Origin of the sequence: Neobacillus canaveralius (assembly GCF_047237705.1) — a bacterium.
GTDB classification, from domain to species: domain Bacteria; phylum Bacillota; class Bacilli; order Bacillales; family Cytobacillaceae; genus Neobacillus; species Neobacillus niacini_K.
This window is the reverse complement of the sequence record NZ_JBDFLL010000001.1, coordinates 3651890-3672365: the sequence shown is the minus strand read 5'-3', so window position 1 is coordinate 3672365 and position 20476 is coordinate 3651890. Positions and strand designations below refer to the sequence as shown.

General features: G+C 38.3%; 23 protein-coding genes. 19 read left to right on the top strand and 4 right to left on the bottom strand.

Annotated features, from left to right (window positions below):
- Positions 1-186 precede the first annotated feature (186 nt).
- Positions 187-348, bottom strand: coding sequence for a hypothetical protein (locus tag ABC255_RS18445; protein WP_165979054.1), 162 nt, complete (start codon positions 346-348; stop codon positions 187-189).
- Positions 349-608: 260 nt separating this feature from the next.
- Here ABC255_RS18445 and ABC255_RS18440 point away from each other — a divergent pair, with 260 nt between their 5' ends.
- The 4 genes from ABC255_RS18440 to ABC255_RS18425 all read left to right on the top strand — a co-directional run bounded on the left by ABC255_RS18440 (position 609) and on the right by ABC255_RS18425 (position 3457).
- Positions 609-1268: a TetR/AcrR family transcriptional regulator gene (locus tag ABC255_RS18440; RefSeq protein ID WP_412995751.1), complete on the top strand. Its 660-nt coding sequence runs from the start codon at positions 609-611 to the stop codon at positions 1266-1268.
- A 29-nt stretch (positions 1269-1297) separates the two neighbouring features.
- On the top strand, positions 1298-2038 hold the full coding sequence (locus ABC255_RS18435) for a GTP pyrophosphokinase (protein ID WP_412995750.1): 741 nt from the start codon (positions 1298-1300) through the stop codon (positions 2036-2038).
- A gap of 90 nt (positions 2039-2128) precedes the next feature.
- Positions 2129-2476: a metal-sensitive transcriptional regulator gene (locus ABC255_RS18430; RefSeq protein ID WP_412995748.1), complete on the top strand. Its 348-nt coding sequence runs from the start codon at positions 2129-2131 to the stop codon at positions 2474-2476.
- Between the two features lie 312 nt (positions 2477-2788).
- Positions 2789-3457, top strand: coding sequence for a YfjL-like protein (locus tag ABC255_RS18425; protein WP_459564445.1), 669 nt, complete (start codon positions 2789-2791; stop codon positions 3455-3457).
- A 27-nt stretch (positions 3458-3484) separates the two neighbouring features.
- Here ABC255_RS18425 and ABC255_RS18420 read toward each other — a convergent pair whose 3' ends face one another.
- Positions 3485-5578: a metallophosphoesterase family protein gene (locus ABC255_RS18420; protein ID WP_412995746.1), complete on the bottom strand. Its 2094-nt coding sequence runs from the start codon at positions 5576-5578 to the stop codon at positions 3485-3487.
- A 231-nt stretch (positions 5579-5809) separates the two neighbouring features.
- Between ABC255_RS18420 and ABC255_RS18415 the strand changes: the two genes are divergently transcribed.
- Entirely contained in the window at positions 5810-6304 is a 495-nt protein-coding gene (locus ABC255_RS18415; RefSeq protein WP_412995745.1) for a flavodoxin domain-containing protein, read from the top strand.
- Between the two features lie 43 nt (positions 6305-6347).
- On the opposite strand, the gene ABC255_RS18410 is transcribed toward ABC255_RS18415, so the two are convergent.
- The gene (locus tag ABC255_RS18410; protein WP_412995743.1) at positions 6348-7025 is read right to left on the bottom strand and encodes an SOS response-associated peptidase; all 678 of its coding nucleotides are present in this window, start codon (positions 7023-7025) and stop codon (positions 6348-6350) included.
- A 198-nt stretch (positions 7026-7223) separates the two neighbouring features.
- Here ABC255_RS18410 and ABC255_RS18405 point away from each other — a divergent pair, with 198 nt between their 5' ends.
- Entirely contained in the window at positions 7224-8264 is a 1041-nt protein-coding gene (locus tag ABC255_RS18405; RefSeq protein ID WP_412995741.1) for an ATP-grasp domain-containing protein, read from the top strand.
- A 43-nt stretch (positions 8265-8307) separates the two neighbouring features.
- On the opposite strand, the gene ABC255_RS18400 is transcribed toward ABC255_RS18405, so the two are convergent.
- Entirely contained in the window at positions 8308-9564 is a 1257-nt protein-coding gene (locus ABC255_RS18400; RefSeq protein WP_412995739.1) for an MFS transporter, read from the bottom strand.
- Between the two features lie 481 nt (positions 9565-10045).
- On the opposite strand from ABC255_RS18400, the gene ABC255_RS18395 reads away from it, so the two are divergent.
- From ABC255_RS18395 to ABC255_RS18335, 13 genes are all read left to right on the top strand, one after another.
- Positions 10046-11131, top strand: coding sequence for a hypothetical protein (locus ABC255_RS18395; protein WP_412995737.1), 1086 nt, complete (start codon positions 10046-10048; stop codon positions 11129-11131).
- A gap of 76 nt (positions 11132-11207) precedes the next feature.
- The gene (locus tag ABC255_RS18390; RefSeq protein ID WP_412995736.1) at positions 11208-12314 is read left to right on the top strand and encodes a glycosyltransferase family 4 protein; all 1107 of its coding nucleotides are present in this window, start codon (positions 11208-11210) and stop codon (positions 12312-12314) included.
- Positions 12311-13087, top strand: a complete 777-nt coding sequence (locus ABC255_RS18385; RefSeq protein ID WP_412995734.1) for a HipA family kinase — start codon at positions 12311-12313, stop codon at positions 13085-13087. The genes ABC255_RS18390 and ABC255_RS18385 overlap by 4 nt, the downstream gene beginning before the upstream one ends.
- Before the next feature lie 138 nt (positions 13088-13225).
- On the top strand, positions 13226-14131 hold the full coding sequence (gene galU, locus ABC255_RS18380; protein WP_412995733.1) for a UTP--glucose-1-phosphate uridylyltransferase GalU: 906 nt from the start codon (positions 13226-13228) through the stop codon (positions 14129-14131).
- A 1-nt stretch (position 14132) separates the two neighbouring features.
- Positions 14133-15437 (top strand): UDP-glucose dehydrogenase family protein, encoded by a 1305-nt coding sequence (locus ABC255_RS18375; RefSeq protein WP_412998585.1) that lies wholly within the window; start codon positions 14133-14135, stop codon positions 15435-15437.
- A 206-nt stretch (positions 15438-15643) separates the two neighbouring features.
- Positions 15644-16450: a hypothetical protein gene (locus ABC255_RS18370; RefSeq protein ID WP_412995731.1), complete on the top strand. Its 807-nt coding sequence runs from the start codon at positions 15644-15646 to the stop codon at positions 16448-16450.
- A 491-nt stretch (positions 16451-16941) separates the two neighbouring features.
- The gene (gene gvpJ, locus ABC255_RS18365) at positions 16942-17175 is read left to right on the top strand and encodes a gas vesicle protein GvpJ (protein ID WP_335531220.1); all 234 of its coding nucleotides are present in this window, start codon (positions 16942-16944) and stop codon (positions 17173-17175) included.
- A 90-nt stretch (positions 17176-17265) separates the two neighbouring features.
- On the top strand, positions 17266-18165 hold the full coding sequence (gvpN, locus tag ABC255_RS18360) for a gas vesicle protein GvpN (RefSeq protein ID WP_412995729.1): 900 nt from the start codon (positions 17266-17268) through the stop codon (positions 18163-18165).
- Entirely contained in the window at positions 18166-18924 is a 759-nt protein-coding gene (locus ABC255_RS18355) for a GvpL/GvpF family gas vesicle protein (protein WP_412995727.1), read from the top strand.
- Complete coding sequence (locus ABC255_RS18350; protein ID WP_412995725.1) at positions 18921-19154, top strand: gas vesicle protein GvpG; 234 nt, start codon at positions 18921-18923, stop codon at positions 19152-19154. Before ABC255_RS18355 ends, ABC255_RS18350 begins: the two co-directional genes overlap by 4 nt.
- Positions 19155-19181: 27 nt before the next feature.
- Complete coding sequence (locus ABC255_RS18345) at positions 19182-20000, top strand: GvpL/GvpF family gas vesicle protein (protein WP_412995724.1); 819 nt, start codon at positions 19182-19184, stop codon at positions 19998-20000.
- Between the two features lies 1 nt (position 20001).
- Positions 20002-20232 (top strand): gas vesicle protein, encoded by a 231-nt coding sequence (locus ABC255_RS18340; RefSeq protein ID WP_412995722.1) that lies wholly within the window; start codon positions 20002-20004, stop codon positions 20230-20232.
- On the top strand, positions 20213-20476 hold the full coding sequence (locus tag ABC255_RS18335) for a gas vesicle protein K (RefSeq protein WP_335531205.1): 264 nt from the start codon (positions 20213-20215) through the stop codon (positions 20474-20476). Before ABC255_RS18340 ends, ABC255_RS18335 begins: the two co-directional genes overlap by 20 nt.

Below are 20476 nucleotides of genomic sequence, written 5' to 3'. Positions count from 1 at the left end.
TTACAAAGTCGAAAAATGGCCATATCTCGGCGTCAACTATCGTGACACGGAAACTGGTGTATATAACTCTTAGGTTCTTAAAATTGAAGCCATATCCTTCCATTATGAGCTTGTCATGTATTTATCCAAACAAAACAAAAGAAAGCCCATTGCTGGTTCAGCAATGGGCTTTCTAAATTTTCTTTTTTAATTCATAGATTTATCTAACATGAAATCAGCTTTTGGCAATGTTATAATCTTGCCGCCAATTTGCACGTGTACGGTATCGTTGAAAATGGCTTTTACAATTCCCTTTAGTGAAACACTTGAGTTGATTGAGATATCTTTTTTATCAGATTGATTTGCCATATTAATCAACACCTTCCAAAGTTAATTATAAAATATTATATATGAATAAAAATAAAAAAAGCGAGTAAAAAGTCTTAGAAAAACAAAAAATAAATAATTTGTTCATGTTATTTACAACCAATGCCAAGGGGTGTGAACATGGATTAAAATAACATGAACTATAGTTCAAGTATTACATGATTAAGAGTTTCTGTCAATGGAAACATGAACTAGGGTTCAATATTTGTGTTTTGTGTTATACTAGAGGTGAGGTGAGAAAAATGTCAGACCGAGAAGACCAGCTAACGGGTGAGTTTCCATTAATTCCTAAGCAGGAACGTGCCCAGTTAAAAAGAGATTTGCTGCTAAAAAGTGGTCATGAATTATTTATCTTAAACGGATATGAACATACAACAGCAAAGGAAATCGCAGCACATGCAGGGGTAGCAACCGGTACTTTTTATCGGTACTTTTCGGATAAAAGACAATTATTAATGTCTCTGTTAGAGGATCAAATCGAGATGTTAATGCCGCCTGAACCAAAATGGGGTGTCTCTGATCCAGAAAGCACGCTGGCTGCCCTATTAGAAGCACATGATAAACGTATTAAGGAGATGGGAATGCAAAGAGTGCTCCCTGAATTACTGGCAAAGGATACAGAATTTGCTGAGGTATTAGCAGCGGCAAAACGGAAGATTTTCACTAGAATTCTTACAGGGTTAAAAATGGCCTATGATAGAGATCTAACCTGGAAAGATTTAGATTTAAACACAGTAACATGGTCGCTGATGACTTTGGCCGAGCATGCACCCGAAAAAATGAAACAATATGGGAACGTGACAGATTATCGCGAAGTAGCAAAAGTGATTTGCCGATTAATTTTCCCACCGGAAGTAATTAAAAAATTACAATCAGATGAAACTGAAGCAGAAGAAGAGTAATGATTTTTGAAAGGATGTAAACGCTGGGAATGGAAAAGACCCTTGATTTGAATAATTTAAAAGCAATTAAAATTGAACTGACTCGTTTTATGATGGCCTATAAATTTGCTCTCGATGAGATGACGACAAAAATTAATATACTTAAAGATGAATTTAATTATATTCATGATTATAACCCAATAGAACACGTAAATTCACGATTAAAATCACCTGAAAGTATTTTTAGAAAAGTACTTAGAAAAGAGTGTGATTTTACGTTAGAAAGTATAAAAACTACTATTAAAGATATTGCCGGAATGAGGATTACCTGCTCATTTATTTCCGATATTTATGAAATAAGCAGGATGATTGCGAATCAGAAAGATATTCGAATTATAGAATATAAGGATTATATAAAAAATCCAAAACCCAATGGTTATCAAAGTCTGCATATGATTGTGGAGATTCCGATCTTTATGTCCGACCGTGAGGAGCAAATCATGGTTGAGATTCAAATCCGTACCATTGCGATGGATTTTTGGGCAAGCCTAGAACATAAAATTTATTATAAGTACAACAAAGAAATTCCCCAGACGATGCTGGATGAATTAAAAGAAAGTGCTGATATGGCTGCACATTTGGATCGGAAAATGGAAGGTATTCATAAAGAAATAGCAAAAATGAAGAGAGCAGAAGAGGACGAAGATACATTTATGCTTCCGATTGGCAGCGGGAATAACAAACTTAAACTTTTGGAAACTTTTATGGAAGAACAACTGGGAATTAAGTAACAGAAAGCCTATTTCTTTTAAATAGGCTTCTTTTGCATATCGCTTTAGGGTACGGGGGTATGATATAATATCAGAAAATGAGGTGATGGAATGTCTTTTGACCATGAATATGAGGAAGAAATGAATGATGAATCATGCTGCGAGACATCAGGCAGCCACCGTAAAAGCCATCATTCTGATAAGGTGAAGAGTAATCTTGTTACAAGGCTCAATCGAATTGAAGGACAAATTCGCGGAATTAAAGGAATGATCGAAAAGGACACCTATTGTGATGATGTGATTACGCAAATTTCCGCAACGCAATCTGCATTGAATAGTGTTGCAAAACTCTTGTTAGAAGGTCATCTGAAAACGTGTGTGATTGAGAGAATTCAAGAAGGAGACCATGAAGTTTTAGACGAGGTCCTCGTAACCATTCAAAAATTAATGAAGAAATAATAGCACCTATCAAGCCGTACTTTTGTACGTCTTTTTTTTGGGCTCTTTTCTCAAAAGTTGTTGCTATTAAAAAGTAACTACGATTGATTGAACATTATTTTCACTGAGAATAGCCAAAATTAATGAGAAAAGAGCCTGCAAACTTAGTTCTAAAGATCATAACCGGTTATTCCACGTTAAAATCGGCTTTAAGATTTTAACCTCAATCTTACGAAAACAGCCTTTTTTATCCTATTATTGTTCTTTGCTAGAAGGAATAAGAAAATAGTATGAAGAATATTATAGTTATAATATTCTGAAAACTATCTGGGGGTGAGGAATATAAAGGCGACAAAAATAATCCTAATGGTATTTGCTGGACTTATACTTTCTTTTAGTGTTTACGCTTATACAGTGTTTTACGGGACACCGTGGGGAAAACAAAAGCATGAAACAAATATGCAAAGCTACATTTCTGAAAAATATCAGACTGATTTTGTCCTAACTAAAATTAGCTATAATTTTTTAAGTGAAACGTACCAGGGATATGCCTATCCTAAAGAGCACCCGAACCTCTTATTTATCATTGAGCAAGATATAGATGCCCCTCTTGGCTATTCCGATAATTATCCGAAAGTTATGTGGGATAGTGAGTTAGCAGCCAACCTTAAAGCACAAATAAAAGAACTTTTTCCAGATTTGAATGAAGGAATGTTTAAAGCACTGCAAATTAAGGACAAAGGGGAATTCTTTGGTCCGAATATTCCTACCTATCAAGAATCAAGGGTATCAATCCTCTCCACCTCAATTCCTATCGATATAAAAGCAAATTGGGCACAAGTGAATCAAAAAAGTGAAATACTGAAAATGAAGAAGCTTAGTCAATCTTTACAGGAGGCAGATTTTCCTGTACTAATGGAAGTAAGATATTATGAAAACGAGATGAATGAACAGGCGAAGGTCTTTTTTATTACGGAAAAAGGTGAAATCATTGAAAAATAGTGCCACCACAATAGTGGAGCACTATTCTCATGGTTGTATTAATTTGTGGTGCTGATTCAGCAGGAAGTTTTTTAATGTTCTTCTTCTGATCATGAGTAATCCGAGGTTGTTATTCGTTTCCATGATCGAATGATTTTCTAATGTTTGATAGTTTACAAAGTCTTTCCATAAATAGGAGTTTGACATATTTCCTTTTCCAACTTCTTTAATGTGATAGGAAGGGGTACAAATACGTTGAATTTCGTTATTTTTTCTTTTAATCGCATTAAGGGCCATTATTTGTTTCATCAAGATGCCCCACAAACCACCGAAGCTCATATTTTTCAATGGAGAACTTGTAAATTGGTTGATCGTAAGTTTTTGCCCATTTTTAAAGGAAACAGCAGCTTTAACAGCAGAGGCATAATGAACATCTCCCGATAAAATAATACACCTACTCGGTTTCCATGCTGCCACCTGATTGAGAAATTCAGTAAATCCTTTTCCATTATACTTCCACGCTTCAAAATCAAACCTAGTCTGCACATTTACCCCTAATACTTTTAATGGATATACATAGTCATGTAAAAAGGTTTCAATTAGGCCAAGTCCATATAGGGGTGTTGCCGAAACAATGATTAAAGGGCTGCCGCTTTTCCATTCGTTCTCAAGCAGACTGCTGGTGACATGCACCCAGCCTTTTTGACTAATCAGCTGTGGAGCCCAGATGGATTCCTCAATAAGTTGCCCAAATTTCTCTGGTCTTGGTTCCATGTTATATTCCCTTTGTGTCCGTGTGTCCAGGAAGAGTGTTTTTGGATGTGTCGGAGCAACAAAATGCCAAGTGTCAAAGTTCCATAGAGTGTCTTTCCACTCTTCTTGATACGTTATGATTTTTCCAATACTCAGCATTTTAAAATAAGTTTTCATCAACCAAAGGAATTTATCATCATAAGATTGTGACGCATTACCCCATCCTTGAAAAGCCCAATAAGCAGATAATCCATTGGCAATTACATGACTTCCTAAAGCGGAGTTTCTAACATTTTGCATCCACTTATAGGATATATTCCAATCATCGGTAATATCATGGTCATCAAACATCATGTAGGTGGGTATGTTTGCAAGAAGTCGTCGTATACGATAAAGAGAATGCTGAAAAGAAATCAGTGTTTCCTGCTGCTCAGTAAAACGATTCGTTAGCCGCAGTTCTTCGTTTTTGTTCTCCTTTGCATATCTATCCTCTTTTGGAAACACAAAATACATTTGATTCTTTTTGACACAGTCATCGTATTGTTCGAAGAGTGCATATTCTTGTGCAGTTTCCCATAGCTGCGGGCTCCATGACAGCAGATACATTGCTGCAAACTCTCCGAATTTCATTAAGTGGTTGCTTGCATGGGAAGAGGTGAAATGGCAAAAGTTTTCCATAATATATTGCCTGCCGTTGACTTGGTTCAATGCTGTTTGGAAGGGCTCTTGCTTTAGCCTCGCATCGATTAATTCGAGGGACTCTCTCGCACCAATTAATTCATCGCTTAGTTTAGAAATCACAGGAAATAATGGGTCTGCAACATCATCTGCATAGATTTGGTCTCCCATCAGAAATAATGTGCTTGGACGAACTGGCAAATTATTATATTCCTTTTCTAGCAATAGGTCTGCAGTGGAGAGTGTATCTTCATCATCTCCATGAGGTTTCCGACATGAGCCATAAAGGACATTGCAGTGTTCGGAAGAGCTGTTGAGGAAAAGGGTAGGATAGTCAAGGTTACCGTAAGTGATGGAACCTGGATCATCCTTTGATAGCAGTCCCAGGGATTTTAAGTCTTGAAGTTCAGAGCCTCGTTTAAAATGAATATTGTATCCTAGTAAGGTTTCGGTTGGGAAGGTATCACGATAAGGGGAGAGTTTAATCAAATGAATAAAAAGTTGTTTACCCATCCGTATCATATTCGTCTCACATTTTGATTGGATAACATGATAATCAAAAGAATTAGGATCCTTACCTGAAGTGATACGATAAATCTTAGCATGAATTCGGTAACTTTTACTTGTCGCAATCCAAATTGATATTTGAGTAGGTTCTGCTCTGCGAACGATTGGTCCAGATAAGATCATTGGCAGGGTAATGGAATTCATTTTATCACCTCATGATCATTTATTTGTTCTGACCATTTTATTCCAGTTCTTGGGGTTTGGTGTGGCATTGAAGTTGCTTGTGACGGAAGATGAATTGTAGAAATATTGCCAATATTTTTTCGGGATATTGATTATTGCTGCTTTATAATAATAGTAAGACAACAAAAAGCAGACAGTATAACTTTCGTTCGTAAATGGTGTAATAATTTTCCATGGAGGGTAGGATGATTTATGAAGACATTGATTGTTTATTGCTCATCTCATGGCACAACAGAAAAAGCTGTCCAAATGGTGAGTGAGTGGTTGGAAGGAGAAGTCCTGGCAGTTGATTTGAAACGGGATAAAATTACTTTTGATGTACACGATTATGACTTCGTAATCATCGGAGGCTCCATCCATGCCGGAAGTATACAAGGGAAAATAAAGAATTTTATCGGTAAGCAGTATGAAGAACTGTTAACAAAAAAACTGGGTCTTTTCCTTTGCTGCTGGCACGATGGAGAAACAGCACTTGAACAATTCGACAAGGCATTCCTGGAGGAATTAAGAAATGTATCAATCGCTAATGGGATTTTCGGAGGAGAATTCCTTGTTAGTAAAATGAACTTTATTGAAAGGCAAATTGTTAAAAAGGTTAGTGGTGTTACCGTGGACACATCGAATTTAGATACCACTGCCATCATGACCTTTGTCATGAAAATAAATACAACTCTTTCACTTGTATAATAAATGCCTGACCCATTTTGTGGGTCAGGCATTTTTGTGCAGGTTAACAGATTTTTTGTATCAGTTTTATGGAATTGTTTTTTGGTGAATTAACCAGTGGACTCACTTCATAAGCTTCCATTAAATCGTGATCCAGGGGTTTAAGTAATGGGTTGAGCTTAGTAGTGTCAGTAATAGAAGGATCAAGCCAGTACTTTTCATCTTCTGGTTTTAATATCACAGGCATCCTGTCATGAATATCTTGCACTAGCTCATTAGGACTTGTGGTTATAACGGAGCATGAATAGATCGATTTTCCATCAGGCGATTTCCAGTTTTCCCAAAGACCAGCCATCGAAAATAATTCATTCGATTTAAGTTTTATCCTCATTGGAATTTTGGTTTTACTATCAATCCTCTTCCATTCATAAAAACTATCAGCTACAATCAAACAGCGTTTTTTCATAAAAGCATTTCGAAAGCTAGGTTTGTCTATTAAGGTCTCGGCACGCGCATTAATCATTTTATATCCAACCGACATATCCTTCGCCCACGGCGGAATTAACCCCCAGCGTAAAAACCCCATTCTTTTATGAGCACCATCATTAATCACCGCTAACACCGACTGAGAAGGGGCCACATTATAACTAGGATTATACTCCTCCTCCTGTAGAAAAAACTCTATATCAAACCGGTCAATAAGCTGATCAACACTTGCAGTCAACGTAAACCGTCCACACATTTACCATACCCCCTTTGGTGCACCCTTTAGTGCCTGTCACCAATGTGAAAAAAAGAGTTTTTCACCATTTATACATTATATCATCATTTATACAGCGTTTTATACATCTGTTTAGGCGGGAGATGTATAATAGGGAATTTTTAGGCGAATAATGGTTAAGGTTTTTAGTTTAGTATATCAACGAGAAAGAGGTAACGTATGAGGATTTGGTTTAATAGGTGGTTTACGACGGTTACGCATTTTATGGAGATGATTCGTTCGAATGATGAGGGGAGAAGGTTTGAAATTTTTGGTACTCATTCGAATATGGACGCTCTCTATTTACAGTATTGTGATTATGCCTTTTCAGAACCCACCGTATCTGGTGAGGAATATATTGAGTTTTGTCTTCAATTTTGCCTTAAGCATAAGATTGATATTTTCATTCCAAGGAAAGAAAATGTCTTGATTTCAAAAAGGCTCGCTGATTTTGAAGAAATCGGTGTAAAAGTGCTGGTATGTCCAGATTCTGACTTAATGGAGACGCTGGACAACAAAGCAGCGGCATACCACTCCATCATGCAAAAGGAAGAGGATGGGGCAGAACTTGTTTCGATACCAGATTTTTATGTCGTCAATAATATTAATGATTTCAAACTTGCCTATGAAAATTTACGGGCCAAAGGACATACTGTTTGTTTTAAACCCGTTGTTGGAGAAGGAGCCACTGGTTTTCGCGTCATTGAGGATAAGATAGAAAGTATTGACCAGCTATTTAGAAGGGCTAGCAGCCGACGTCTCCCATTTCATCATGCGTGTGAGATTTTAAGCCAGCAAGAGGTTTTCCCAGATCTAATGGTGTTAGAGTATTTAGAAGGTCCGGAATTCAGTATTGACTGTGTTGCTTCGACAAAGCAGTTATATGCGGCAATTCCTAGAATGAAAGGGGAGGGAAGAATAAGAGAAATCATCGACCATCAAGAGCTTATTCAGATGGCCCAAAGGTTTCATCAGCATTATCATATACCATACCTCTTTAATATCCAGGTCAAATATAATCAAGGTGTCCCTAAGCTGCTTGAAATTAATCCGCGAATGAGCGGGGGAATGCATTTTAGCTGCTTAACAGGTCTAAACCTGCCATACCTGGGAATTAAACTCTTGATGGGTGAAGAAATTGGTCAATTGAAACCTAAATTTGGTATTCGAGCAAGTCACTTAGAGAAGGAAATGATTCTTGATAAAGACCTTCTTGCATGACATTAAACAACGCCTTGGGGGATTCCCAAGGCGTTGTTTCGTTTTATTGGATTTTCTCATTCGCTTCCGGCACGCGCAATAGAATGGCACCGCCTAGGATAAATAATATAACTAAGCTAAAAACTCCAGCACTTGTATTACCAGTGATTTGGGCGGTAAAACCGACTAAAGCCGGTCCAAGGATTGAGGCGAATTTAAAGAAAATATTATAGAATCCAAAAAACTCATTTGCATTTTCCTTCGGTACCAGCTTTGCAAAATAAGAACGGCTAAGTGCCTGAATCCCGCCTTGGGAGGAACCAACCAGCATCGCTAAAATCCAGAAATCTAAGGTGGTTTTCATGAAATAAGCATAAATACAAATAATAATATAGATAAAAATACCAACTAATAACATTCTTTTTCCTGTAAATTTATCTGCCAGCTTTCCGTACAACATAGAAAATGGAGCGGCAATCACTTGAGTAGCAAACAGTATGATTAATAGATTTGTGGAAGAAATTCCAAGATCCGTTCCATAAGCAGTAGACATGGTAATAATCGTATGGACCCCATCAATATAAAAGAAATAAGCAATTAGGAATAAAAATAAAGGACGGTAAGCTTTAATTCGTTTAAGCGTTTGGAAAACCTTTTTAAAGCTGGTAGAAATCGGATTTGCTACTTGCTCGACGTAATAAACCTGTTGAACATTTTTTAACATTGGAATGGTAAAGGTTCCCCACCAAATGGCTGTGATGGCAAAGGCTATTTGTGTGGAAATCGTTACAGACAAGGGGAGAATCCCTTGTTGTGATAATAGAATTAGAGCAATGCCGATGATAAAAGGAATGGTACTTCCGATATAGCCCATTGCAAATCCGCGGGCAGATATCTTATTCATCCGTTCTTCACTAGTCACATCAACAAGAAAGGCGTCATAAAAGATATTGGCGCCTCCAAAACCAATCACAGTAATAACATAACATATTAAGAGAATCAGCCATTGGTTGCTTGGGACAACGGCCAACAGTGCAGTAAAAGCGATACCTAGAATGACAAAAAAGGTAAATAATCGCTTTTTTAAGCCTCTAAAATCACCGATGGTTCCTAAAATTGGTGCACAAATGGAAACAAGCAGAGTCCCAAACGAATTCGCGTAACCCAAATAGGCAGTGGAGGTAGAACCAGCAAGACCTGCACCATTTGCTGCTGCTTTAAAATATAAAGGAAAAATAGCTGTTGTAATTAAGATGGAGTATGCAGAATTCGCCCAATCATAAAAAATCCAGCTTTTTTCTTGCTTCGACAAACGACTCATAAAGTACCCCTCCTATTTAGGTTCAACTTAAATGTGAAAAGCTTCTGGTAATCTTTCTCTGTATTACCTAAATTTACACCTCTTTTACATAAATATATGCTGACCCATCACCTAATACTTTAGGTCTTCCAATTATTTATCTCCATAATAGCACTGATGGAAAAGAGCTTGTGTTGAAGAATAGCATATTTTGGTATGTCTATCATAATTGTACAATAAATAAAGGGGATAATTGTTAATTTTTCAATAATTTTAACACTTATGGTAATAATGCAATTAAAAAAAGGCAGTTCCTTTTAGGACCAGGCTTTCTTCTCCTTAATCAACGCAGTAGCATATTTATATTTTCTTTTTATAGACAAGTGCCTTTACACTTTTTGACCCAATTGAATCTATTATAGTAGGCGGTATTTCCAAGGTCTTTTAATTAGACAAGCAGGGATTGATAAAACTGCCAACTTAAAAAGGGAGGAGGGAATATATGAATATTAAAAATTTAGAACAATGGATGAAAAACATTAAAGTGACAAATATGGTAAATGCAGATGTGGAAGTAGTGAATAACTCACCATTGGTAATGATGGGAAAAGGACGGCAAGGTGCAGTATTCCAATTAACGGATGACATTTGTGTGAAGGTATTTGGGAATACGGAGGATTGCGAGCGCGAATATTATGCTTTATCACTTGGTCAGCAGACAGCTCTTTTTCCAAAGCTCTATGGAAAAGGTCCACTTTATATTGTGATGGAAATTATCCGGGGTGTTGATTTACGCGAATATTTACAATCCCAGCCCTTAACTAAGGCACTTTCTGCCAGATTAATTGAAATGCTAATCACATTTAAAATAATTGGGTATGAGAGAATTGACCATCATAAACGGCAAATTTATCTTCAGCCGGATGGCAGTCTTAAGGTAATTGACGTAGCAAGAACCATTTGGCGTGATCGTGTCTATCCATACCCACGTAAATTATTGACTTCTCTAGGGGAGGAAAATAAAGCAATCTTTTTATCACATGTACAAGAAATGGCTCCAGAATTATATGCAGAATGGCTTCACTATATCCGTATGGAGGAAATTTCCCGTCAAATAACGGCGTTACTTCTCCCTCAGGATCCGGATAAAAATAAGATCAAAAATCTAAGTAATACTTTGCTAACAACTGCAGAGGAGAAAAACTATGTCACCAAGCTGCAAGGATTGGTGCACAAAGTTTTCAAGGAAGAATGGGTGAAAGCAATGCTGGCACGAGGCGTGGACCCTGAAGCAGTCATGGTCAAAATCGATGAGCATTGGGACCAACTTGAACAAAATTTTTCTGAGAGACACCCAGAAGGCGAGAACGACTATGGCGGGATTAGAGGTTTTGAAGGTGATCGACGCTCTAGAGGTGATCGTGAACAACGTGGAGGAAAACACTTCGAGGGAGATAGAGGTCGACGCAGCAAAGGTGCTAAAGGTGGAAAGGGCGGCCGACACTTTGCTGGGGATAGATACGACGACCACAACCGCAGTGATGAGAAGCGAGAAAAGAATAAAGGTAAGGATAAAAAAGGACGTTAAGCTCCTATAATGGTTATACAAAAAGAAACCTAACAGAGCTGAGGAGGAGCCTACTAAAAAAACGAGGGGAACCAGTATGAAAGTATTAATAATCTGGCGTCTGCTTACAGTTGGCGGGGTGAATGCCGGCTGGCGCAATCGCTCGATTTATTTTAAAAAGCATGGAATTGATACAGAGTTTTTATATACAACTGATCACGGCGGGCTTCATATTATGGAAGATGTAGCCCCCGTTTATTTGACAAAAGATGAACAGGAAATTATTAAAATCATTCAAAACAACCACTATGACGCAATCATTGTCGTTGACACGGGTGCTGCTTTTAAATGGATAAAAAAAGCAAACTATCGAGGACCCGTGTTGGTAGAGGCTCGCACCCCGGAACTGATTAAGCTTAAGCCGCATTTAAAATCATTTAGAGGAATTGAGCCGGAAGCTATCATTGTTCCATCACATTATCAAAAACGATTAGTAACTATACTGACGGACGAGATTCCCATTCATGTCATTTACAACGGAATCGACACATCATTTTACCGTGCTTTGTCGTGTGAAGAGATAGATGTTGATAGTGATCCAATTCTCCCTCCTGGTAAAAAAATTATTGGCTGGATTGGCAGATTGGACAAACGTAAAAACTGGCAAATGCTATTGGAAATAGCAAAACTCATGAAAAGTCAGCGTGATGATATTGAATTTTGGGTTATCGGCGGTGCTCAAAGTGTGCAGCGGGAGGACTTCGCGGCCAAATGGCAGGAGGAGCAGCTGACAGACATAGTCAAGTGGTTTCCAGTGATACCCTATCAGCAAATGCCGCATGTCTATTCTAAAATTCGCCAATCTGGCGGCTGTACGCTAGCCACTACGAAGACCGAATCGTTTGGAAATACTTTTATAGAATCAATGGTATGCGGGGTACCTGTAGTGGCATCGAATATGATGCCGGTCACAGAATTGGTCCTCCACGGTGAACACGGAATGCTTTTTCGCGGCCAAAACGTAGAAGATGCAGTGAATCAGCTTTGTGTAATTTTGGAAGACTCCAGCATTCATGAACAAATGTCTAGGGCAGCAATCGTACGCGTCCATGAAAAATTCGCAATCGAGGTTGTGGCAGAACAATATCTCCATCTTTTGAAAAAAATAGGTGGAATAAATGTAGACGAGGTGAATGGGGAATGATTAAACCAGTTGCATACAAGAAAACACTTGAAGGAAAATCGAATGCTCACTTAATTACATTTAATGATGGTCGGGATTATGTCGTGAAGTATTTCCAGCCTGGGTTTGAAAAAACATTGGCGAACGAATGGGTTGGCTATTGCCTTGCACGTTACCTTGGACTGCCCATACCTTTTGCCAAATTAGTAGAAATCCCCCAGGAGTTTTCCTCAAAATACCCTGAACTCTCTCAAATGACGCAAACACAATTTCAATTTGCAAGTCTTTATGTACCAGACTGTTATGATGGACATCAAGTGACCGATATTCCCGCTATTACTAACAATGGAAACCTAGCTGGCATTATATTATTTGATTACTGGCTTTGCAATCGTGATCGAACAAGGAAAAATATTATTCTATGTAATGACACACCACACTCCTATCGCTTGTGGATTATCGATCATGCAGAAGTGTTTGCATCCTATAACTGGACATTGCAGGATATTGAGTCATTGCCGATAACGATTTTAAAAAGTGCAACCCATCAAATTATGGCGTGTTTTATCCAGAATGAACAGGAGTTTCACGAGCAGCTTGAAATAATTCAAACCCTGCCTATTCATTTAATAGAAGAAATTGTCGCAGTCATTCCAGAAGATTGGCAAGTTACGAGTGAAGAAAGAAAAGCAATTGTCAGTACATTGGTAACTCGGCGTAAAAGAATTCTAAGAAAGTTGATGGAAAGGTTTATTAAGCGAGTTTACCAGCCAATACATGAACATGACGTATGACTCCCTTGGCTATGTTGGTGAAGGGAGTTTTATTTTATCGAATGTTTTTAAATAAACCATTTTAATAGGTAACTAACGTGACCGGAGGTTGTCCGACTGCATATAAAGGATAGAGGAGATAAGGAAAGGAGGCAGCATATGAAAATCCGTAAGGCCATTATACCAGCAGCTGGCCTCGGTACTAGATTTTTGCCAGCAACAAAAGCACAGCCAAAAGAAATGCTGCCGATTGTTGATAAGCCAACCATTCAATATATCGTGGAAGAAGCCGTGGCTTCTGGTATTGAGGAAATTATCATCATCATCGGCAGAGGAAAAAGGTCCATTGAGGATCATTTCGATAAATCGTATGAGCTTGAGGATACACTTTTAAGAAAAAACAAACTTGATATGTTAGCAGATGTTCAAAAGATATCAAACTTAGTAAATATCGTTTATGTCCGCCAGAAAGAGCCGAAAGGGCTGGGACATGCTATTCTATGTGCGAAAAGCGTCATTGGTGACGAACCATTTGCGGTTTTACTAGGTGATGATATCGTCATGTCGGAGATTCCCTGCCTAAAGCAGGTTATGGATGTTTTCGAATATTATAATAGTTCGGTTGTGGCTGTACAGACTGTAGGAGACGAAGATGTCAGCAAATATGGAATCATTAAACCAAAAGGTACGATGATTGAGTCAGATCTATTCCATATTGACTCGCTAATTGAGAAACCCAGCATAGAAGAGGCACCTTCAAGATATGCGATTATGGGCCGGTACGTTCTTAGTCCGAAGATTTTTGAGATTTTGGAGAGAATTCCTTTAGGTCGAGGAGACGAATTACAGCTGACAGATGCCATCAATGAACTAAACAAACACCAGGCTGTTTTTGCCTATAACTTTGATGGAAGCCGCTATGATATCGGAGATAAAATTGGTTTTATAAAAGCAACCATTGATTTCGCATTAAGCCGTGAGGATATTAGAGAATCAGTGTTAGCCTATTTGCAAGAAGTTACAAGGAAAGAAACCTTTGAAAATAGTAAGAGAGAGATTGATTGATATGAAGATTGCTGTTTTAGGTACAGGCTATGTAGGGCTGTCAACAGGAGTTTGTTTATCACAAATCGGTCATCATGTGACATGCATCGATATTAATGAACAAAAGATTAACCAGTTACTTAAAGGAGTTTCTCCTATATATGAACCTGGTCTTGAAGATTTACTAACTGCGAATATGGGAGCAGGACGTCTGCATTTTACCACCTCTTTAAGTGAGGCATTAACTGATACAGAAATCATTGTAATTGCAGTGGGAACGCCACAGGGTGATGACGGCGCCGCTGACCTTTCTTATTTGGTACAAGCAGCAAAAGATATATCTCCGTATATAACTCGTGAAACCATAATTGTGATTAAGAGCACGGTGCCAGTCGGAACCAATGATTTTGTTAAAAATATGATTGAAGACCTATGTGGGTTTACAGTGAAAATGGTTTCCAATCCAGAGTTTCTCCGCCAGGGATCTGCCATTGAAGATACGATGAAAGCTGACCGGATTATTATTGGATCTGAAAGTGCAGAAGCGGCAGGGAAAGTTAGGGACATGTATCTTCCATTAAATGTGCCTGTGATTTTAACAAGTACAAGAAGTGCTGAAATGATAAAATATGCATCCAATGCGTTTCTAGCTACGAAGATTAGTTATATCAATGAAATGGCCAATTTATGCGAAGCAGTTGGTGCAGATGTCACCGATGTTGCAAAAGGAATGGGTAAAGATAAAAGGATCGGTGAAGCATTCTTGAATGCCGGTATTGGGTACGGCGGCTCTTGCTTTCCAAAGGATGTCAAAGCCTTGCTCCATACCGCGGGATTAAATGGAGTACAATTTCCTCTATTAAAAGAAACCATTGCCATTAATGAATATCAACGAAAATTGTTGGTAACAAAGGCATTAAAACGGTTTGGAGGATTAAAAGGAAAGAAAATTGCACTACTTGGACTAGCATTTAAACCAGAAACGGATGATATGAGAGAAGCACCGTCCATTCCAATTTCAGAAGCATTAACGGTATTAGGTGCAGAAGTCGTCGCCTATGACCCCGTTGCTGCTGAGAATGCAAGAAAGGTTATTGGCGATAAGATTAGATATTCAGGTTCGATAGATGAAGCGATTTTCGAAGCAGACGCTGTGTTCATATTAACTGAGTGGAGCGAGATCAAAAATTTGGATGTAGCGAAGATGGTAGGAAAAATGAAAGAACCAATCATCTTTGACGGCAGAAACTGTCTATCAGAAGAGAAAATTCGGGTATGCGGCTCGGTAGAATACTATCCCATCGGAAAACCACCCCTCATCATCTAACCACCAGGCATGAACTTTTGCAGACAAGTTTAACTGCAAAAATCATGCCTAAGCTTTTTTCATTAGCAGAAAACTTTGATACAATAAAAAATGTATCAACACAAAATACATAATGAAACTGAAATGAAGAGTGTCCACTGGAGACGGACATTTGTACATTAGTGGTGCCTGTCACCAGGTGTTCACCATAGAGAGGTGTGAATAATATGGCTATTGAGCATGAGCAGTTAGAGCGGAGTGGTTTGACTCGGTATGTTTCTCCGAAGGGGGATTTTATTGGGTTTCGTGATGATGATCATTATAAGGAGAAATTGAAGGAGTGGGGGCTTTCTTCTGCGAAGGAGGCAAAGCGGGATTTTTTGTTTAAGGAACGGAACTACCAGCGTGTCGTGACGATTAAGGGGTATGAAACATATGGAAAGTCTGACGAGTTTAACACACTTGTGATTGAGTTCCAAGATGGAAATTTGTCGTGCATTCACCCTGCTTTTCTAAAGGAAATGCAGGCTTCAAGTTTTGGCAAGGAGAGTATGCTGCAGGTAGAGGAGAAGGATTACAGTACAGCAGAACAGGGTACAGAGACTCAGGGGCAGGAAGAAAAACCAGAGCCAAAACTCGAAGAAAAACCTGAACCGAAAAAGCCTAAAGCTGCCAAACCCAAAAAAGAAAAAGAACCTAAAATTGAGCTCCCAGCAGATAAAGTTCACTTTACGGCAAGTGTTAAACAGTTCGCTCTTACATACAATCCGTTTAACGAAGAAAATGATGAAGTGGTGGTCCTGGAAAATGTGGTGATCGTCGAAGAGCCACCAATTGAACTTGGACTAGCATGGTGCAGTCACAGTAAAACACTAAAGAAGTTCGAACTGCAACCTGGGGATCTACTTGAATTCGACGGAAAAGTGGCAAAGAAAAAGCTAGCTAAGGGTAAAGATGTTGAAGAAGAATTTATTGTTGACGCTGCAGTCCAATACAAAGTCAACAATCCATCAAAAATCGTGAAAAATGGATAATTCAAAACAGAATACTTTTACTAGGAAGAGATCTTCATTATCGAAGACTCTTTTTTTTAGGCTGTGTTTAAGATAAAATGGATTATTGCACTGTTGATTTGCGCGGAAGGCACGTAGACTCCTGCAGGAGTACGGAACAGGTGAGACCCCGCAGGCGCAAGCACCGAGGAGGCTCACCGCAACGCCTGCGGAAAGCGAAGTGCCTCGGGACAGGCAGAGACGGCCTGTCCCTGCGATGATTATTCCAAGAAGCATTCCTTAGTGGAGCGCAAATCAACAAACAAATTTAACACAGCCTTAACTTAACTAAAAAAAGTGTCTGGATAAGAGCACTTGTCCATTCAAAACAGCCAGACGTACATATCTTATAGTAATCGTTATTAAACGAAGATGACTGTTGGTAAAAAGAGTAAGTAACACCTAATTTAGAAATAAAGAATAATTTATAACACTCCCTCTTTAGCTGCAGTCAAATGGAAGGAGGGGATAGAATGGCTGCTATTCAAAAAAGTGTAGACTCTTCAAGCTTAGCGGAAGTAATTGACCGTATTTTGGATAAGGGCGTGGTTATTGATTTATGGGCTCGTGTTTCTTTAGTAGGAATCGAGCTTTTGACAATTGACGCCCGTATCGTCATTGCCAGTGTAGATACATGGTTACGATATGCAAAAGCGGTTGGTCTGCTTAAAGATCATGATCATCATCCTTTTGCGGAAGAGTCATAATAATGGTTTGAATAAGAATGGAAGGAGCGGAGGCTTGACTGTGCCTTGGCTCCTTTTTTTACAAAATTTTAATCGTAAGGAGGAAAAATGTTGAATTCATCTGATAAAGGAAGTGGAACAGGGGAATTTGTTAAAACTCCTTTCTTCGAAGACATCATTTCAAGAAGCCATCAGTACTTGCAAGCTGGATTTCCTGTCCATTTTGTTGGACCTACAGGTGTAGGAAAAACAAGCTTAGCGATATATATTGCGAAGCAACTAAAAAGAAAGGTAACAATTTTACGTGGTCACCATGAATTGTCGAACAAAGACCTTTTGGGTCAATATTATGGTGCTCGCAAAAAAGAAATAATCGATAACTATATTCACTCTGTATTTAAAAAAGAGCAAGAAGTCAAACCCATTTGGGTCCAAGGACAACTAATTGAAGCAGTAAAAAATGGACATGTGGTAATTTACGATGAATTTTCACGTTCCCGCCCGGAAACGAATAATATATTTTTATCTTTATTAGAGGAAAAAATCCTGCCTGTATACGGCAACGGAAAGGAAACTTTTATTAAATGTCATCCTGATTTTTCTATTATCTTTACAAGCAATCCAGATGAGTATGTCGGAACCTTTCATACTCAGGATGCCCTCTTGGACCGACTCATTACCATTCATTTAGATTCTTGTGACAGGGAAACAGAAATTGAAATTCTTAAACAAAAAACAGGATTAAACGATCGCGAAGCACAAGAGGTTACCAGATTAGTTTCAAATTTAAGGTCTTATGGGAAGGGATTTTGCCCTAGTCTGCGAGCGACATTAATGATTGCGGCGATTTCAAAAAAAACAAACATCCCCATTATTCCTGGGAATATAAGCTATCAAGCACTATGTATCGATGTGTTAAGCAGACCCATGAAACAAATACTTCCTGAGCTCTCCTTTGTAGAAGTGAGGGAATTGATTCAAAAGGAAATCCTGAGAAAGGATGAAAAATAAATGAGTACACATGATGGCGTGTACCTTTTTTGTGCGATACAGGAAAAGGAGCCCAAGAAATTTGGCAGTGTCCAATTAAATGGCAAGAAGAACGGGGTATATACCATCCACTTCGGAAATGTCGCTATGGTCGTATCAAAGGTAACAGGTGATGTTTTGCCAACTCGTCAAAACTTGATGGCACATCAACAAAAAATCACAGAGGTGATGAAACAATATAGCGTTATTCCTATGAGCTTTGGAAATGTTTTTAATTCCAAAAATGATGTTCTCTTAGTAATGGAGCATTTAAATGAGGAATTTGAGAAACTGTTCTTACAATTAGATAACAAAATGGAAGTTGGCTTGAAGGTAATTCCAAAGAAAGAATGGATAAACGAAGAAATGAACAAGAATCCACTCCTAAATCAGTGGAAAGATGCAAAAAAAGACTTGGCAAACCCTGCTTCTTTTTATGACCAGATTCAGGTGGGTGAACAAGCCCAAAATTTTATTTTACGTCTCGAAGAACAGGCAGCAGAGGAAATTTATGAACCTTTGCTGGCAATAGCAGAAGCGGGAAAGTTGAATAAAACAATCCCCGGAAAAACACTTCTGAACGCTGCCTTTCTAATTGATACCAATCATGAAGAATTATTTGATAAGAAGGTTAATGAACTTTTTGAAATATGGAAGGATAAATTGGAGTTTAAGTATTCCGGACCATGGCCAGCCTACAATTTTGTGAATATCGTGTTAAGGATTGAAGGGAACTTATGATATTTAAATTATTTTCACTGCCGATTCGTTCGCTCATTAAACTGGGTGAGAAAATACAGGAAGAAGTAGATCAAGAACTGTACGATCTCACATTAATACAGCAACAATTGATTGAGCTGCATATGATGTACGATATGGAGGAAATTGATGAAGAAGCCTATATAGAACGCGAGGAAGAATTACTTAACAGATACAAAATCGCCAAAGAAAGAGAAAAGAACGGGATGTAAAATTAGCGTTAAAAGGAGGAGGTATGCATGACTCATACTACGGTGGAAACCGATTTTATTTATTTGTATGGTGTCATTCTTTCGGAGGAACTAAACAGAACAGAGGTTCCGTCAATCATCGGGATGGACAAAAAAAATGCAACAGTGTTAAAGTTTAAGGAACTAGCTGCCATTATTACCCCAGTTAATCCTCAACAATTTTCCCAGCAGCAAATCGAGCTTCAATTAAAAGATCCTGATTGGTTAAAGGAAAAAGCATTTCATCATCATGAATGCATTTCGGCTATTCATACCCAGTTTACAATCCTCCCAATGTCATTTTGTACTATATTTCAAAACGAAGAGAATTTGTGCAGCTTACTTCAGGAGCAATACGATGTGATTTTGCAGCAGCTAATTAGATTCAAAGATAAACAAGAATGGAATCTAAAAATTTATTGCAATTCTGAGCAGGCGTTTTCTTATGTCGTTCAACATAATCCGAGTGTTCTTGAGTTAAGAGAAAACATTGCAAGTATGCCAAAAGGAAAACAATTTATTATGAAAAAGAAGCTCGACCAGCTGATAACAAATGAATTAGAAAAAGAACAATCTCAATGGTGGCACCAAATTGAACAAAAATTACAGCCATTCTTCTCAGTTTCAAGGCTGCGAAAAAATTGGGGAAGAGAAATCACAGAGCGAAATGATGACATGATTGTAAATTGCGATTTCCTTATTGATAAACTGAAAACGGAGCAGTTCTTAACTGAAGTCCAGGAACTCGAACATACCTTTTCGAGATTAGGCTGCTCATTTCAAATAAGTGGACCATGGCCGCCTTACCATTTTTCGAAGGAGACTTAACATGGAACAGTATCATCTTTTTCAAAATAAAGAAATGACGCTGTTAGATCTACTAGACGGAATCATTGATACAGGAGTCGTGGTGAGCGGCGAGATCTTAATTTCGATTGCCAACATCGATTTAATTGTAGTGGATTTAAAACTGTTGATTTCGTCGATAGAAAGTGCCTATGGACCATATGAGCGAAAAATAATTGGGGAGGCATTAGGCGATGGAAAGGTTACCACTTGATTCTAATCAGGTAGAACAGGGTTTAGCAAAACTAGTGCTAACCATTATTGAGCTTCTCCGCCAGCTGATGGAAAGACAGGCGATGCGGAGAGTCGAAAGCGATTCCTTAACAGATGAGCAAATAGAAGAATTAGGCTTAACATTAATGAGGCTTGAAGAAAAAATGGAAGAATTAAAGCAGATTTTTGGTTTAGAACATGAAGATCTCAATATCGAATTGGGTCCTCTAGGAAAACTGCTTTAA

Coding starts and splice junctions, on each gene's coding strand:
- ABC255_RS18445 (WP_165979054.1), bottom strand. CDS start 348: ATGGCAAATCAATCTGATAAAAAAGATATCTCAATCAACTCAAGTGTT.
- ABC255_RS18440 (WP_412995751.1), top strand. CDS start 609: ATGTCAGACCGAGAAGACCAGCTAACGGGTGAGTTTCCATTAATTCCT.
- ABC255_RS18435 (WP_412995750.1), top strand. CDS start 1,298: ATGGAAAAGACCCTTGATTTGAATAATTTAAAAGCAATTAAAATTGAA.
- ABC255_RS18430 (WP_412995748.1), top strand. CDS start 2,129: ATGTCTTTTGACCATGAATATGAGGAAGAAATGAATGATGAATCATGC.
- ABC255_RS18420 (WP_412995746.1), bottom strand. CDS start 5,578: ATGAATTCCATTACCCTGCCAATGATCTTATCTGGACCAATCGTTCGC.
- ABC255_RS18415 (WP_412995745.1), top strand. CDS start 5,810: ATGAAGACATTGATTGTTTATTGCTCATCTCATGGCACAACAGAAAAA.
- ABC255_RS18410 (WP_412995743.1), bottom strand. CDS start 7,025: ATGTGTGGACGGTTTACGTTGACTGCAAGTGTTGATCAGCTTATTGAC.
- ABC255_RS18405 (WP_412995741.1), top strand. CDS start 7,224: ATGAGGATTTGGTTTAATAGGTGGTTTACGACGGTTACGCATTTTATG.
- ABC255_RS18400 (WP_412995739.1), bottom strand. CDS start 9,564: ATGAGTCGTTTGTCGAAGCAAGAAAAAAGCTGGATTTTTTATGATTGG.
- ABC255_RS18395 (WP_412995737.1), top strand. CDS start 10,046: ATGAATATTAAAAATTTAGAACAATGGATGAAAAACATTAAAGTGACA.
- ABC255_RS18390 (WP_412995736.1), top strand. CDS start 11,208: ATGAAAGTATTAATAATCTGGCGTCTGCTTACAGTTGGCGGGGTGAAT.
- ABC255_RS18385 (WP_412995734.1), top strand. CDS start 12,311: ATGATTAAACCAGTTGCATACAAGAAAACACTTGAAGGAAAATCGAAT.
- galU (WP_412995733.1), top strand. CDS start 13,226: ATGAAAATCCGTAAGGCCATTATACCAGCAGCTGGCCTCGGTACTAGA.
- ABC255_RS18375 (WP_412998585.1), top strand. CDS start 14,133: ATGAAGATTGCTGTTTTAGGTACAGGCTATGTAGGGCTGTCAACAGGA.
- ABC255_RS18370 (WP_412995731.1), top strand. CDS start 15,644: ATGGCTATTGAGCATGAGCAGTTAGAGCGGAGTGGTTTGACTCGGTAT.
- gvpJ (WP_335531220.1), top strand. CDS start 16,942: ATGGCTGCTATTCAAAAAAGTGTAGACTCTTCAAGCTTAGCGGAAGTA.
- ABC255_RS18355 (WP_412995727.1), top strand. CDS start 18,166: ATGAGTACACATGATGGCGTGTACCTTTTTTGTGCGATACAGGAAAAG.
- ABC255_RS18350 (WP_412995725.1), top strand. CDS start 18,921: ATGATATTTAAATTATTTTCACTGCCGATTCGTTCGCTCATTAAACTG.
- ABC255_RS18345 (WP_412995724.1), top strand. CDS start 19,182: ATGACTCATACTACGGTGGAAACCGATTTTATTTATTTGTATGGTGTC.
- ABC255_RS18340 (WP_412995722.1), top strand. CDS start 20,002: ATGGAACAGTATCATCTTTTTCAAAATAAAGAAATGACGCTGTTAGAT.
- ABC255_RS18335 (WP_335531205.1), top strand. CDS start 20,213: ATGGAAAGGTTACCACTTGATTCTAATCAGGTAGAACAGGGTTTAGCA.